The following is a 13,363-nucleotide window of genomic DNA, read 5'->3' as shown; positions in this document are numbered from 1 at the left end:
GGTGTTCCGCGAGTCGCCGACGGCACCCCCGCCGGGGGGATTCCCCGCGTTCGCGGTGGGCACCCGGAGCAGCGGGAAGCCGGCGGCGGCTGGGGACAGTTGGGGGCGGATGCCATGGACGGGAGCGGAGCACAGGGGCCGACGGCCGCCGGTCTCGGCGACTCGGCGGACCTCGGCGGCTCCGCCGCTCCAGCCGCCCCCGGGCGTGCCCGCGCCCCCATACCCCGGCAGCGGCGGACATCGGCCGCCGGGCCGCGGCAGGACTACCTCGACGCCTTCGGCGAGCACGACGACGTCTTCGCGCCCCGCGGGGACGCGCGCACCGCCGCGAACCAGGACGCGGCTCCGCCCTCCTCCCCGGCCGGGCCGGACACGGCGGACGGCGGGGACGGCGACGCCACGCGACCGGCCGACGGGCCCGCGCGGGGCACCGTGACCAAGGGGAAGACGTTCACCGGCATCGCGGCCGCCGCCGTCACCACCGTGCTCGCCGTGGTCGTCGCCGGACAGGTCGCCGACGACCGGTCCGACGCCGGGCTGCTCTCCCAGTCCGCCACCGACCGGGCGGCGCCCGACGCGGCCGACATCGCGGGCGCGGGTGCGGACGCCAAGGCGGTGCCGCCGAACCTGTCGGTGCTGACGTACGACCAGAAGATGAGCATGAAGTACCCGCTCAGCCCCACCCTCAAGGGATCCGGCCGGTTCGACGCGGTCCCGGGCTTCGCCAAGGCACCCGGCACGGGACGCAAGTACACCTACCGCGTCGACGTGGAGCAGGGACTCGGCCTGGACGGCGAGCACTTCGCCGCGGCCGTGCAGAAGACGCTCAACGACGACCGCAGCTGGGCCCACAGCGGCGGCCGCACCTTCGAGCGCATCTCCTCCGGCAGGCCCGACTTCGTGATCACGCTCGCCAGCCCGGGCACCACCGCCACATGGTGCGCCAAGTCCGGTCTTGACACGACCGAGGACAACGTCTCCTGCGACTCGGCCGCCACCGAGCGCGTGATGATCAACGCCTACCGGTGGGCGCAGGGCTCCAAGACCTACGGCGACGAGATGTACGCCTACCGGGAGATGCTGATCAACCACGAGGTCGGCCACCGGCTCGGCTACGGGCACGTCACCTGCGACAAGGACGGAGCGCTCGCGCCGGTCATGCAGCAGCAGACGAAGTTCCTGGACCACGACGGAATCCACTGCCTGCCCAACGCCTGGCCCTACCCGGGCAGTTGACCGGGGCCGGGCCGGCCGGGCCCGCGGTGTGACGTTTCGTGTCCGGTTGATCTCCTGAAGCGACGAAACGCCGTTCGCGCGGGAAAGTTACGACCGTTCACCCCTTTTGGTGGCGCGATGGACAACCGTCCATCGCGCCACCGTCATGTCCGCATACGTTCGTCCCGCTGCGAGCCGCCGGTGCGACGGCGGCTCCCCACACGGGACAGACGGGAGAGCGGGGGTGCACGCGTGCGCATCGGACTGGTGACGGAGGGTGGCTACCCGTATGTGAGCGGTGACGCCGGATTCTGGTGCGAACGGCTCGTGCGCGGGCTCGAACGGCACGAGTTCGACCTCTACGCGCTCAGCCGCAGCCGGCAGCAGGAGGACGAGGGGTGGGTGCCCCTGCCGCCGCAGGTCAGCCGGGTCCGCACCGCGTCGCCGTGGGCGGCCGAGGACGACGGCGCCGTGTACGGACGGCGTGCGCGCCGGCGCTTCGCCGAGTGCTACGGGGAGCTGGCGTCGGGGCTGGTCGCGGCGAGCGGCGGCGATCTGCGCGAGTTCGGCGAGGCAGGCAGGGCGGCCGGCACGGGCGGCGCCGGACTTGAGGCGGACCGTTTCAGCAGCGCGCTGTACGGCCTCGCCGAACTCGCCCGCGACGAGGGCGGTCTGACGGGCGCGCTGCGCTCGGAATCCGCCGTCCGCGCGCTGGAACGCGCCTGCCGCGCGCCCGGCGCACCGCGGGCGGCGCGCGAGGCCCGCGTCCCCGACCTGCTCGCGGTCGCCGCGCACCTGCGGCAGACGCTGAGCCCCCTGTCGCTCGACTGGTACGAGGACGACGGGCTCGGCGCGACCGACCTCTGCCACGCGGCGGCCGGCGGCACGGCGGCCCTGGCCGGACTGCTCGCCCACCACTTCACCGGGGTGCCCCTGCTGGTCACCGAGTACGGCGTGCACCTGCGCGCGCACTACCTCGCCGCCGGCGCCGACGGCACCGCTCCGGCCGTGCGGGCGCTGCTCGCCGCCTTCCACGGCGGTCTCGCCGCCGAGGTCTACCGGCGGGCCGCCGTCGTCACCCACGGCAACGCGCACGCCCGCCGCTGGCAGGAGCGCTGCGGCGCCGACCGCGCCAAGCTGCGCACCGTCCACCCCGGCATGGACGCCGCCCCCTTCGCCGAGGCCGGGGAGTCGCCGGAGGCCGCCGACCCGTACACGCTCGTGTGGGTCGGCCGGGTCGGGCCCGCCAAGGACCTGGTGTCCCTGCTGCACGCCTTCGCCGAGGTGCACCGGCAGGAACCGAAGGCACGGCTGCGGATCGTGAGCGCGGGAACCGGCTCCGACGGCGCCGCCTACCTGGGCCACTGCAGGGTGCTCGCCGCCCAGCTCTTCCCCGACGAGGCCGCGGGTCCGCACACCGTCGGGGACAACCCGGTGTCCTTCGAGGAGATCGGCGGCCCGGAGGTGCCGACCCTCGCCGACGCCTACGCCTCGGGTGCCGTGGTCGTCCTGTCGAGCGTGGTCGAGGGCTTCCCGCTCGGCCTGGCCGAGGCCATGCTCTGCGGCCGTGCGACGGTCTCGACGGACGTCGGCGCGGTCGTCGAGGTCGTCGGCGGCACCGGGGTCGTCGTGCCCCCGCGCAATCCGCGGGCGCTGGCAGAGGTGTGCGTGAACCTGCTGCGCAACCCCGAGCGCCGTGCGCGCCTGGGCGCCGCGGCCCGCGCCCGCGCGCTCGAACTCTTCACCGTCGAGCAGAACATCGCGGCCTTCCACGGCATCTACCTGGAGGTCGTGTCGCACTGCCCGGTCCGGCGGGTCGTGCTCGACGAGACCGGCGAGCCCCTGCCGTTCGCCGCGCCCGCCGAGGCCCATGTGCCCGGCCGCTGGACCCGGGGCGCGGACCGCTTCCCGGCACGCTCGGGCCCCAGCTGGGCCACCGGCTCACCGACGGGGTACGCGGCCCCCACGACCACCACGGAGGCTCCCCGATGACCGGCCCGAGAACAGAGGACCAGCTCGCCACCCCGGCCGGCCGGGGCGGTCCGGGCGACGGCTTCGACGGCGGCCCCGCCCTCGACCCGGGCCTCTCCGTATCCTCCCGGCGTGGTGCGGCGGACCCGGTCAAGGTGCTGATGCACCGTCACCGCGAGCTGTGCGAACGGGCCGTCGACCCCCTGGAGATCGCCGCGGGCCTGGAGGCCCACGGAGTCACCGACCGCACCGCCGCCCGCTTCCGCCACCGCGACGTCTTCTCGCTCGCCGAGGAGATGTACGCCCGGATCAGCCGGGACACCGAGACACCCCCGCGGCACGAGGCCGCCGCCGCGCCCCGGCTCGGCCTCGGCGCGATCGCGTTCGGCCTGCTGCCCGGCATCCTGTGCGCGGCTGCCGTCGCCGGACTCCGCCTGACCGGGGGCCGGACCCGGCTGGGCGTCGCCGCGCTCGGCGTCGTGGCCGTGGGCCTGGCCCTGCGCGCCGTACTGCGCCGCGGCCCGCTGAGCGCGGAGGGGCGCACGCCCCCCGGCACGCACACGCCGGGCACCCGCACCTGGACGTGGTGGCTCCTCGGCTACGCCCTCCTCGGCGACGGCCTGCTCGGCGCGGCCGTCGACGGCGGGCCCGAAGGACTGCCCGACTTCACCGCGGCCGGGTCCTGGCCCCTGACCACCGCCCCCGTGCTGGCCCTCGCCCTGGCCTGCGGGCCGGCCGCCTGGACCACGCACCGCTTCACCACCGGTGCCCGGCGCAAGCTGACCACCAGCCGGGGCCTGGAGGAGTTCGCCGTATCCGTACGGCCCCTGCTGCTCGGCACGTTCGGGTTGTTCCTGTGCGGCCTGGCCGCCCTGCTCGCCGTGTGCGGCGCGGTCCTGGACGAGCCCGCCGGCTACGCCCAGGGCCTCACGCTGGGCGCGCTGCTGCTGCTCGCGCGCCTCCTCACCACGCACAGCTTCGCCCACGCTCCTGCCGTCGCCCTCGGCGTCGCGGCCGCGTGCGAGGCGACGGCCCAGGCCACGATCTTCGCCGCTCGCCTCCCCGGCTGCGGCGCCCTCGCCGCCCCGGTCGACGCCCTCGTGGCCGCCTGCGGCCCCGGCGGCGTACCGGCCCTCGCCTGCGGAGCCGCCGCCCTGGCCCTGCTCCTGCACGCGACCCGCACGCTGACCCGGGCCTCCGCCCACGCACGGGCGGAGCGGCAGCCGTGAGACGCGAGGCAGCCGTCAGCGGAGCGGCAGCCGCGACGGGCTCGGCTGCCGCCAGAGCCGCGGGGCCGGCCCCGGTCACCCCCGCGTGCCTCCGTACGGCCGTGGCAACGGACGCCGCCCGCGTTCCCCGTTCGGCCGCGGGCGCCCGACCCGGCGCAGGCCCGCGACCCACCGCCGGAGCCTGTCGCACCACCCCCTAGAAGGAGAAAACCAGATGATCACCGCCCGATCCGGAGCGTCCGGAGCATCCGGAGCCACCGGAGCGCACACCCCGGGAGCCGCCCGATGAGGGTTCTGCTGATCGGAGCCAACGGATACCTCGGCCGTTTCGTCGCCGACCGTCTGCTCGCCGACCCGGCCGTCCAGCTCACCGCGCTGGGCCGCGGCGACGACGCCGACGTCCGCTTCGACCTCGCGGCCGGCAGCCCCGGAGCGCTCACCCGCTTCCTGGACGCGGTCCACCCCGGCGTCGTCGTCAACTGCGCGGGAGCCACCCGCGGCGGCGCCCGCGACCTCACCCGGCACAACACCGTCGCCGTCGCCACCGTCTGCGAGGCCCTGCGTCGCAGCGGCTGCGGCGCCCGGCTGGTGCAGCTCGGCTGCAGCTCCGAGTACGGCCCCAGCCAGCCCGGCTCCTCCACGGCCGAGGACGCCGTGCCCCGCCCGGGCGGCCCGTACGGCGTCAGCAAACTCGCCGCCACCGAACTGGTTCTCGGCTCGGGTCTCGACGCCGTGGTGCTCCGTGTCTTCTCGCCCGCAGGACCCGGCACCCCCGCCGGGTCGCCGCTCGGCCGGCTCGCCGAGGCCATGCGCCGCGCCATGCAGTCCGGGGACGCCGACCTCAAACTCGGCGGCCTCGGCGTCCAGCGCGACTTCGTCGATGTCCGCGACGTGGCCCGCGCCGTCCACGCCGCCTCCCTCTCGGCGGCCCAGGGCGCCATCAACATCGGCTCGGGCCGGGCCGTCCGGCTGCGCGACGCCGCGGCGATCCTCGCCCGCGTCGCCGGATACGGCGGAGCCCTGCACGAACTCGACGGCCCGCCCGGCGGCCACCTCAGAGCCGCCATCGGACACCCCCGTACGGAGGCGGACCACCCCGCCCCGATCGCGTACCCGTACCCCGACGGCTGCGGCAGCTGGCAGCAGGCCGATGTGCGCACCGCCCGCGACCGGCTCGGCTGGCGGCCCCGGATCAACCTGGAGGAGTCCCTCGCGGACATCTGGATGGAGGCGGCGTGCCGTATCTGACCAGCACCCCCGTGGGCATCCCGAGCACCGCGCTGCGCACCGGACTCGGTGTCCCCGGCTGGGCCCATCCCCTGCTCGCCCCGGCCGAGTGGAACGAACTCACCCGGCCCGGCACGCCCCTTCACTGGGTCGTCCTCAACGTCGCCGACGGCCCCGGCGTCCAGCCCGACCCGCACTGCCTGGAGGCGGCGGGACGGCTGCGCAACGCGGGCGTCCGCGTCCTCGGCCACCTCGACGCCGCGCACGGCGCCCGGTCCTTCGTCGAGCTGGTCTCCGAAGCCCGGCGCTACCTGGAGTGGTACCGGGCCGACGGCTTCCTGCTGGACCACTGCCCCGCCGACCGTGCCGGGCTGCCCGAGGTCCGCCGGACGACCGACGCGCTGCGGGCCCTGCGGGACGACACCCACATCGTCCTCGATCACGGCACCCACCCGCACCCCGGCTACGCGGAGCACGCCGACCAACTGGTGACCTTCCGCGGCCCGTGGAGCGACTACCGCTGGTCGCAGGTCGCGGAGTGGACCGCCGATCATCCGCCCCAGCGTTTCTGCCACTTCGTGCACGGAGTCCCGCGCGGCCACCTCGACGAGGCGCTGCGCATCGCCCGCTGGCAGGGGGCGGGGACCATCTGGTTCACCGACCGCTCCGACCGCGACGGCCGGACCGCACCCTGGGAGACCGTGCCCGGTTACTGGGACGAAATCGTCTCGCAGATCGGACAAGGTGTCTCGGAATGAAGAAGGGCGTGGCAGTGTTACGAGGAGAACAACCGTAGTGTTTGACCGACCAACGGAGTCCCCGTGTCGCTGCCACCCCTGGTCGAGCCGGCTCCCGAGCTCACCGTAGACGAGGTTCGCAGGTACTCCCGCCACCTGATCATCCCCGACGTGGGGATGGACGGGCAGAAGCGGCTGAAGAACGCCAAGGTGCTCTTTGTGGGCGCCGGAGGGCTGGGTTCGCCGGGTCTGATGTACATGGCCGCGGCGGGCGTCGGCACGCTCGGCATCGTGGAGTTCGACGAGGTGGACGAGTCGAACCTGCAGCGCCAGGTCATCCACAGCCAGTCCGACATCGGCCGCTCCAAGGCCGAGTCCGCGCGGGACACCATCAAGGGCATCAACCCGTACGTGAACGTCGTCCTTCACCAGGAGCGGCTCGAGGCCGACAACGTGAAGGGGATCTTCAGCCAGTACGACCTGATCGTCGACGGCACGGACAACTTCGCGACCCGGTACCTGGTCAACGACGCGTGCGTGCTGCTCAACAAGCCGTACGTGTGGGGTTCGATCTACCGCTTCGACGGCCAGGCCTCCGTCTTCTGGTCCGAGCACGGCCCCTGCTACCGCTGCCTCTACCCGGAGCCGCCGCCCCCCGGCATGGTCCCCTCCTGCGCCGAGGGCGGCGTCCTGGGCGTGCTGTGCGCGTCCATCGGCTCCATCCAGGCCAACGAGGCCATCAAGCTGCTGACGGGCATCGGCGAGCCGCTGGTCGGCCGCCTGATGATCTACGACGCCCTGGAGATGCAGTACCGCCAGGTCAAGGTCCGCAAGGACCCCGACTGCGCGGTCTGCGGCACGAACCCGACCGTCACCGAACTCATCGACTACGAGGCCTTCTGCGGCGTCGTCTCCGAAGAGGCCCAGGCGGCGGCCGCCGACTCGACGATCACTCCCAAGCAGCTCAAGGAGTGGATCGACGACGGTGAGAACATCGAGCTCATCGACGTCCGCGAGCCGAACGAGTTCGAGATCGTCTCCATCCCGGGTGCCCGGCTGGTCCCGAAGAACGAGTTCCTCATGGGCTCCGCCCTGGAGAGCCTCCCGCACGACAAGAAGATCGTCCTGAACTGCAAGACGGGTGTCCGCAGTGCGGAAGTCCTCGCCGTGCTGAAGTCCGCGGGCTTCGCGGACGCCGTGCACGTCGGCGGCGGCGTGATCGGCTGGGTCAACCAGATCGAACCGCACAAGCCGGTCTACTGACAGACGGTCTCGCTCACCGGCGGGACTGAGGAAGCCCACGGCTCCGACCACCTCGGACGCCGTGGGCTTCCGCCGTCGCCGGGCCGCGGATGGACAGCGCGCCCCCTGGTCCGCCATGCTGCCCTGTCGGTGAGGGGCCGACGTCGGCCGCATGGGGTGAGGGGCGGGGGACTCATGGTGCAATCGCAGGTCACGGCCATACGACCGGAGCGTGTCCGTTTCCGGTTGACGTGGCCCCAGCGTCTGCTGCCACTGCTGCCCGGCACGATGGCCGTGACCTTCCAGGTCTCCCTCTGGCTGGACATGGGCGGTCAAGTGGTCGTCCCAGGACTGTTCGCGTGGGGTTCCCTGTTGTCCCTGGCGCTGATCGCCTCGCGGTTCTTCGGGGTCACTCTCACGCCGTCGGCGGCCGTCGTGCACAATCTCCGCCGGCGGACCATCCCGTGGTCGAACGTCCAGGCCATCCAGATCGAGTCCTTCTTCGGCAGCCGGACCGTCGTGATCTACGAGGCGGGCGGCCGCCGTACCCGCCTGCGGGCGCCGCTCACCGGGTTCCTCAACTGGGATCGCGGTTTCGAGGAGAAGTTCCACGTCATCGGCCGGTGGTGGCTGGAACACCGCGGCCCGGACTGGGTTCCGGTCCCGCCGCCGTGGGCGCAGTGGCGATGAGGGGATGTGTGGCCCTCCGCGGCTATGCGCAGACCTTTCCGGCCGGTGGCACCTTTCCGTCGAGCAGATAGCTGTTCACCGCGCTCTGCACGCACGGGTCCTTGCTGTCGTACGCGCCGTGCCCCTGGCCGTGCCAGGTGAGTTCGACGCCGACTCCCTTGCCCAGCGCGTCCACCATCCTCCTGGCGCCCCCGTACGGAGTCGCCGGGTCGCCGGTGTTGCCCACCACGAGGATCGGCGCCGAACCGTGCGCGCTCACGTCGGCGTGCACGGCCGCACCCGGCACCGCCCACTGGGTGCAGCTGAGCATGCCCCAGGCGAGGAAGTCCCCGAACACCGGAGAGGCGGCACGGAACTCGGGCAGCCTCTGCTCCACGAAGGCGGGCGTGTACCGCTGCTTCTGGTCGGCGCAGTTGATGGCGACGTTCGCGGCGGCGAGGTTGTTGTACTGGCCGTTGGTGCTGCGGCCGTTCATCGCGTCGGACAGCAGCATCAGGATCTCGCCGTTGCCCGCGTAGGCCCGCTGGAGCCCTTCGACGAGCGGGGCCCACAACTCCTTGGAGTACAGGGCCTGGGCGATGCCGTTGGTCGCGGCGGTCCGGGTCAGCCGGCGCGGGAAGATGCCGGGGATCGGATTGGTGTCGAGCTTCTTGAGCAGTGCGGCGACACGGTTCTCGACGTCCTGGACGCTGCTGCCGATCAGGCACTTGTCGCCCTTCGAGGCGCAGTCCTTCGCGAAGTTGTCGAGCGCGAGCTGGAAGCCCCTGGTCTGGCCGAGGGACGTCTGCTCGGGCGTCTGGGTGGGGTCGACGACCGCGTCGAAGACGGCGCGGCCCACGTGCTTGGGGAACAGATGGGCGTACACGCCGCCGAGTTCGGTGCCGTAGGAGATCCCGAAGTAGTGGAGTTTGGAGTCGCCGAGCGCCTGGCGGATCAGGTCCATGTCGCGGGCGGCGTCGGTGGTGCGCACATGCGGCAGGATCCTCCCGGAGTTCTTCTCGCAGGTGGCGTTGAACTGCCTGGTGTTGTTGACGAACGTGGCGCGTTCGGCGGCGGTCTCCGGCACCGCGTCCTGCTGGAAGTACTGGTCGAGCTGTGCGTCGGTCTTGCATTTCACGCCGGTGCTGCGCCCCACCCCGCGCGGGTCGAAGCTCACCAGGTCGTAGCGGGTGCGCAGTTTGGTGTAGTCCTTGGCGATCGCGGGCAGCGTGGTGACGCCGGAGCCGCCCGGTCCGCCGAAGTTGAAGAGCAGCGAGCCGATGCGCTTGCCGGGCCCGGTCGCCTTCGCCCGGATCAGCGCGATGTCGATCGTGTCGCCCTGCGGTTTGCTCCAGTCCAGCGGCGCCCTCATCGTGGCGCACTGCCACGTGCCGCCGCCGGGCGGCGTCGAGGGCGACGCCCCGCCGCCCTCCGCCGCGGACGGCGCCGGGCAGTTCTTCCAGTCCAGCCCCGGGTCTGTCGGCCCCCCGCCGACGGAGAGCCCGCCGCAGCCCGCCGTCAGGGCGCTCAACAGGACGGTGGTCGTGGTCAGGGCGGCGGCACGCAGCCCGTGGCGCTTGTGCATGACCCCATCCTCACGCCGCGGCCCGCCCCCCGCGCGGGACGCGGGCCGTTCGGAGTACGGCCCCGACGCGCCCTACAGGGAGCCCTTGCGGCTCAGGTGGTTGAAGGCCAGCCAGCCGGGCAGGACCGGCAGCCACAGCGTCAGCAGCCGGAACATCAGCACCGCGGGCGCCGCCACTTCCTTCGGCAGGCCCACCGCGATCAGACCGACCGTGAGGGTGGCCTCGACCGCGCCGACGCCGCCCGGGGTCGGCGCGGCCGAGCCGAGCGCGTTGCCCGCGAGGAAGACGACCGCGACGCTGGCGATGCTGAGCGAGGTCGACTGGTCGCCGAAGGCCCGGATCGAGGCGTCCAGGCACATCACGAAGCAGAACGTCAGCAGCAGCATGCCGCCGATGCCGGTGACGAGCTTCTGCGGCCGCTGGAGCACGTCCAGCATGCGCGGCACGACCCCCGCGAAGAGGGAACGCACGCGCGTGACGACGAACTTCCGCAGGAACGGCACCGAGGTGACCACCAGCACGAGCACCGCGACCGTCAGCAGACCCGCGATGACCGTCCGGGACGGCGACAGGGACGGCGTCTTCTCGGTGCCGGTCAGATAGCCGAAGGACAGCAGCATCAGGATGTGACAGCCGAGCCCGAACAGCTGCGAGGCGCCGACACTGGCCACCGCCAGTCCGGGGCGCACGCCCGCGCGCTGCAGGAAGCGCGTGTTCAGGGCCACGCCGCCGACCGCGGCCGGTGCCACGATCTTCACGAACGAGCCGGCGACCTGCGCCGCCACGGTCCGCACGAACGGGACACGCTCCGGCACGAAGCCCAGCAGCGCCATCGCCGCCGCGACATAACTGAGTGCCGAGAAGAGCACCGCCGCGATCACCCAGCCCCACTGGGCATGCGCGAAGAGCGTGCCGAACTCGATGTGCGTGAGCTGGGTCAGCAGGTAGTAGGCGCCGATGGCACCCGCGATGAAACTGAGCAGCGTCCGGGGGCGGATCCGCTCCAGCCGGGCCGGTTCGACCGGCGCCTGCGGCCTGATCCGCAGCACCTGGTGGCGGATCTGGGTGAGCAGATCCTCCTCACGGGCCTCCTCCAGGGCCTCGCCGATGGCCCGCTTCTCCGCCCGCGCCTCGGCGCGCTCGGCCTTCTTGTCCTTCTTGTCGGGCTTCCCTGATTTCTCCGACCTCTCGGGCTTCTCCGGCTTGTCTGATTTCTCCAAGCCGACCGGGCCGGTCCCGCCGGTGTCCTGGGCGGCCTGCTCAAGGCGGGCCTGCTTGGCCTGCCGGGACGTCTCCAGGACCGCCTCGCGCTCCCGCTGCGCCCGCTCCCGGGCCAGCCTGCGCAACGTCGCGCGCGTGGACCGCGTCAGAGCGATGGGCTGGAGCATGGGCAGACAGTCGGCGACCGCGTCGGGTCCCAGGACACCGACCGCCGAGGCGACGGAGCGCTCTGCGCCCACCCGCAGGCCGAGCGTCGTCAGCAGTTGCGCGATGTCCATGCGCAGCAGCAGATCACCGGCCGCGATCTCGCCGCCGCGCAGGTCGGTGAGGATCACCTTGCGGGCACGGTCCACCAGGATCGCGTCTCCGGCCAGCCTGCGGTGCGCGATGCGCCGTGACTGCAACGCCCGCACCTGCTCCCAGGTGCGGTGCAGCAACTCGTCGGTGATCTCCTCGTCCGCCAGCGAGTCGAGCGTGCGGCCGCCGGTGTGCTCGTAGACGAGCATCACGGCGTCGGGGCCGAGCTCGGAGGTCGCGATCAGCTTGGGCGCGTTGGCTCCGGCCGCGATCGCCGCGTAGGCGAGCAGCGCCTCCTGCTCCAGGGCCTGGCGCAGCGACTGGAGGCTGCGGCGGGTGGCCAGACCGCGCAGCGTGAGGTTGCGCCACACGCGGTAGAAGAAGCCCTGTGCCTGCTGCTCCCGGTCGACGACCGTGACGTCCAGCGGTGGTCCGTCCTCCAGGGTGACGAAGTAGCGCCGCCCGCGATCACCGCTGTCGGCGGTCTCCGAGACCTCCTCGCGGGCCGCGCCGACCGGGTGGAAACCGACGGTCCGCAGTCCCGCCACCAGGGTGCGTCCCGTGGGCCGGACGTTCGGCGAGCCGACCGCGTACAGGGTGCCGTAGGCGATGGTCCAGCCGATCAGCACCGTCAGGATGATCGAGAACGGTGTGGTGTAGCCGGTGACCAGCATGGAGAAGGCGTCGAGCAGCAGCACGATCCACAGCACCGCGCGCCAGCGCGGCCGGCGGGACATGCCGACCGCCGTCATGTATGCGATGACGGGAGCGAGGTAGCCGTGCACCGGATCGGTGAGCGCGTGGACGTTGCTGGGGGAGGGCTGGGTGAGCGCGTCCTGGATCGAGTGCGGGGCGCCCTTGGCGACCCACAGGTCGGTGGCGAGCGTCACCCCGTGGGCGAGGACGGCCGCGAGCACGCCGTCGGCGATCCGCAGCCCGTCCCGTTTGATCAGTCGCTCGATCGCGAAGGCCACCGGGACCAGCAGGATCGCGATGCTGGACACCAGTCCGGCGATCTTGATGAGCAGATCGGGTGCCTGACCGGTGCCCTTGTTGATGTCCTGTTCGAGGCCCGAGGTGGTGCCGTGCGCGAACCCGGCGATCGCCAGCAGGACGACGATGGCGAGCACACCGACCAGCAGCCGCATCAGGTCGGAGGGGCGGTGCACGCGCGCGGGGAGCAGCGGCTCGTCGCCCTCGATCTCGTCGGCGCGCGTCACGGCCTCCTCCTCCGCGGGCTTCCTGGCCGCCTTGGGAGCGTCCGTGTCCTGCGCCTTCGGAGCGTTTTCGTCCTGCGCCTTCGGAGTGTGTGCGCCGCCGGTGCCGGGATGCGACGAAGCCCCAGAGGTGCCCTCCGCGTCATCGGGGTGCACGCCCTGCTGCTTCATGATCTCTTCTTGGTCTCGTATCACCGGTCACCGCCCGCACGATGGTGGCATGTTCCACCGGCACACGGGGGCATCAGGGTGCATATGCGCCGCCGCACAGTCCGCCGGAGGCGCCGCCGGGGAGCGCGGGCCGCGCCCCGGACGCGGCCCGGTCCGCTGTCGGTGGGGTGGGGCAGGATGGGACGGATGAGCGAAGTGAGCCCTCCGCACGACGGCCGCCCCGAGCACCCCGACGCACTGCCCGAGTACGCCGAGCGGGTCCTGGAAGTCGCCGAGACGATCCCGCCCGGGTGCGTCATGACGTACGGCGACGTCGCCGAGTGGCTGGAGCGGGGAGGCCCCCGCCAGGTGGGCCGCGTGATGGCCCTGTACGGCGGCGCCGTCCCGTGGTGGCGGGTCGTACGCGCCGACGGGGTCCTGCTCCCGGGCCACGAGCTGCGCGCTCTCGCCCACTACCGCACGGAGGGCACACCCCTCAAGGAGGCGAGCAGGGCGGCGGAGGGCCACCTGCCCCGCCTCGACATGAGACGGGCCCGGTGGGACGGCGGCGAGCGTGCGCAGGGTCACACCTGACAGCTTCC

The 13,363-nt window shown here is 72.9% G+C and carries 10 protein-coding genes; 8 read left to right on the top strand and 2 right to left on the bottom strand.

Features of this window, described 5'->3' with window-relative positions; genetic code table 11:
- Positions 1-114 precede the first annotated feature (114 nt).
- From ACIP4X_RS07420 to ACIP4X_RS07390, 7 genes are all read left to right on the top strand, one after another.
- The gene (locus ACIP4X_RS07420) at positions 115-1,236 is read left to right on the top strand and encodes a DUF3152 domain-containing protein (RefSeq protein ID WP_401347137.1); all 1,122 of its coding nucleotides are present in this window, start codon (positions 115-117) and stop codon (positions 1,234-1,236) included.
- A gap of 231 nt (positions 1,237-1,467) precedes the next feature.
- Positions 1,468-3,207 (top strand): DUF3492 domain-containing protein, encoded by a 1,740-nt coding sequence (locus tag ACIP4X_RS07415; RefSeq protein ID WP_401347135.1) that lies wholly within the window; start codon positions 1,468-1,470, stop codon positions 3,205-3,207.
- Complete coding sequence (locus ACIP4X_RS07410; RefSeq protein ID WP_391456703.1) at positions 3,204-4,415, top strand: hypothetical protein; 1,212 nt, start codon at positions 3,204-3,206, stop codon at positions 4,413-4,415. The genes ACIP4X_RS07415 and ACIP4X_RS07410 overlap by 4 nt, the downstream gene beginning before the upstream one ends.
- A gap of 285 nt (positions 4,416-4,700) precedes the next feature.
- Positions 4,701-5,663, top strand: a complete 963-nt coding sequence (locus tag ACIP4X_RS07405; protein ID WP_358729024.1) for an NAD-dependent epimerase/dehydratase family protein — start codon at positions 4,701-4,703, stop codon at positions 5,661-5,663.
- Entirely contained in the window at positions 5,651-6,400 is a 750-nt protein-coding gene (locus tag ACIP4X_RS07400; protein WP_401347130.1) for a spherulation-specific family 4 protein, read from the top strand. The genes ACIP4X_RS07405 and ACIP4X_RS07400 overlap by 13 nt, the downstream gene beginning before the upstream one ends.
- Positions 6,401-6,463: 63 nt before the next feature.
- Positions 6,464-7,642, top strand: coding sequence for an adenylyltransferase/sulfurtransferase MoeZ (gene moeZ, locus ACIP4X_RS07395; protein WP_358729028.1), 1,179 nt, complete (start codon positions 6,464-6,466; stop codon positions 7,640-7,642).
- 225 nt (positions 7,643-7,867) lie between these two features.
- Positions 7,868-8,311: a hypothetical protein gene (locus ACIP4X_RS07390; RefSeq protein ID WP_358729030.1), complete on the top strand. Its 444-nt coding sequence runs from the start codon at positions 7,868-7,870 to the stop codon at positions 8,309-8,311.
- 22 nt (positions 8,312-8,333) lie between these two features.
- Here the strand turns inward: ACIP4X_RS07390 and ACIP4X_RS07385 are convergent, their stop codons facing one another.
- Together ACIP4X_RS07385 and ACIP4X_RS07380 are read right to left on the bottom strand one after the other, a co-directional pair.
- A complete protein-coding gene (locus ACIP4X_RS07385) occupies positions 8,334-9,875 on the bottom strand; it encodes an alpha/beta hydrolase (RefSeq protein ID WP_401347126.1) in 1,542 nt (513 codons plus the stop codon).
- A gap of 72 nt (positions 9,876-9,947) precedes the next feature.
- Positions 9,948-12,782: a lysylphosphatidylglycerol synthase domain-containing protein gene (locus ACIP4X_RS07380; RefSeq protein WP_358729034.1), complete on the bottom strand. Its 2,835-nt coding sequence runs from the start codon at positions 12,780-12,782 to the stop codon at positions 9,948-9,950.
- 186 nt (positions 12,783-12,968) lie between these two features.
- Between ACIP4X_RS07380 and ACIP4X_RS07375 the strand changes: the two genes are divergently transcribed.
- Positions 12,969-13,355, top strand: coding sequence for an MGMT family protein (locus ACIP4X_RS07375; RefSeq protein WP_358729036.1), 387 nt, complete (start codon positions 12,969-12,971; stop codon positions 13,353-13,355).
- Positions 13,356-13,363: the final 8 nt, after the last annotated feature.

The organism is Streptomyces sp. NPDC088817, from assembly GCF_044750345.1.
In the GTDB taxonomy this organism is placed as follows: domain Bacteria; phylum Actinomycetota; class Actinomycetes; order Streptomycetales; family Streptomycetaceae; genus Streptomyces.
Note: the sequence above shows the minus strand (reverse complement) of the source record. Positions and strands in the feature narration are given on the sequence as shown.